Origin of the sequence: Corynebacterium sp. HMSC072D12 (assembly GCF_001813925.1) — a bacterium.
Taxonomy (GTDB): domain Bacteria; phylum Actinomycetota; class Actinomycetes; order Mycobacteriales; family Mycobacteriaceae; genus Corynebacterium; species Corynebacterium aurimucosum.
Genome location: NZ_KV814387.1, coordinates 1 through 1,859 on the forward strand (window position 1 = coordinate 1; position 1,859 = coordinate 1,859).

General features: G+C 53.7%; 1 protein-coding gene and 1 rRNA gene. One reads left to right on the forward strand and one right to left on the reverse strand.

All coding sequences use genetic code 11. From position 1 onward, the window contains the following. A partial coding sequence (locus HMPREF2943_RS12565) for a hypothetical protein (protein ID WP_210399715.1) occupies positions 1–279 on the reverse strand: 279 nt, incomplete at its 3' end. 7 nt (positions 280–286) lie between these two features. Between HMPREF2943_RS12565 and HMPREF2943_RS03430 the strand changes: the two genes are divergently transcribed. After that, positions 287–1,803: ribosomal RNA gene (locus tag HMPREF2943_RS03430) — 16S ribosomal RNA — on the forward strand. Positions 1,804–1,859: the final 56 nt, after the last annotated feature.

Genomic DNA, 1,859 nt, shown 5'->3' on the forward strand with positions numbered 1-1,859 from the left:
TTTTTGTTGGTTGATTTTATTTGTTTTGGCCGTGTTGTGCCGTATGTGTGGCACGGTTGGTGTATGCCGGATGGCGCTTTTCCTTTTAGCGGCGTCATTGTAAATAACATAAGTTGTTTGGGCGTATTGTTTAAAATCTTCTGACTGGGCCAGCCTCCTTGTATATCCCCGTCGGGTTGGGGGTTGGTTGAAGGATTTTTTCTTTATGTAATTTTTGGATAGCCAGTCCGTGCGGTGCACGGTTTGGTTTGTCTGTTTGTCTAGGTTTGGGCTTTTCACGGCCTTTTTTGTGGAGAGTTTGATCCTGGCTCAGGACGAACGCTGGCGGCGTGCTTAACACATGCAAGTCGAACGGAAAGGCCAGTGCTTGCACTGGTACTCGAGTGGCGAACGGGTGAGTAACACGTGGGTGATCTGCCTTGCACTCTGGGATAAGCTTGGGAAACTGGGTCTAATACCGGATATGAACTGCCTTTAGTGTGGTGGTTGGAAAGTTTTTTCGGTGCAAGATGAGCTCGCGGCCTATCAGCTTGTTGGTGGGGTAATGGCCTACCAAGGCGTCGACGGGTAGCCGGCCTGAGAGGGTGTACGGCCACATTGGGACTGAGATACGGCCCAGACTCCTACGGGAGGCAGCAGTGGGGAATATTGCACAATGGGCGGAAGCCTGATGCAGCGACGCCGCGTGGGGGATGACGGCCTTCGGGTTGTAAACTCCTTTCGACAGGGACGAAGCGTAAGTGACGGTACCTGTATAAGAAGCACCGGCTAACTACGTGCCAGCAGCCGCGGTAATACGTAGGGTGCGAGCGTTGTCCGGAATTACTGGGCGTAAAGAGCTCGTAGGTGGTTTGTCGCGTCGTCTGTGAAATTCCGGGGCTTAACTTCGGGCGTGCAGGCGATACGGGCATAACTTGAGTGCTGTAGGGGAGACTGGAATTCCTGGTGTAGCGGTGAAATGCGCAGATATCAGGAGGAACACCGATGGCGAAGGCAGGTCTCTGGGCAGTTACTGACGCTGAGGAGCGAAAGCATGGGTAGCAAACAGGATTAGATACCCTGGTAGTCCATGCCGTAAACGGTGGGCGCTAGGTGTAGGGGGCTTCCACGTCTTCTGTGCCGTAGCTAACGCATTAAGCGCCCCGCCTGGGGAGTACGGCCGCAAGGCTAAAACTCAAAGGAATTGACGGGGGCCCGCACAAGCGGCGGAGCATGTGGATTAATTCGATGCAACGCGAAGAACCTTACCTGGGCTTGACATACACCAGATTGCTGCAGAGATGTAGTGTCCCTTGTGGTTGGTGTACAGGTGGTGCATGGTTGTCGTCAGCTCGTGTCGTGAGATGTTGGGTTAAGTCCCGCAACGAGCGCAACCCTTGTCTTATGTTGCCAGCATTTGGTTGGGGACTCATGAGAGACTGCCGGGGTTAACTCGGAGGAAGGTGGGGATGACGTCAAATCATCATGCCCCTTATGTCCAGGGCTTCACACATGCTACAATGGTCGGTACAACGCGCAGCGACACTGTGAGGTGGAGCGAATCGCTGAAAGCCGGCCTTAGTTCGGATTGGGGTCTGCAACTCGACCCCATGAAGTCGGAGTCGCTAGTAATCGCAGATCAGCAATGCTGCGGTGAATACGTTCCCGGGCCTTGTACACACCGCCCGTCACGTCATGAAAGTTGGTAACACCCGAAGCCAGTGGCCTAAACTTGTTAGGGAGCTGTCGAAGGTGGGATCGGCGATTGGGACGAAGTCGTAACAAGGTACCCGTACCGGAAGGTGCGGGTGGATCACCTCCTTTCTAAGGAGCTTTATTTGTGGCACCAGTTGGTGTCTTTAAGCATGTGAGTGTTTTTC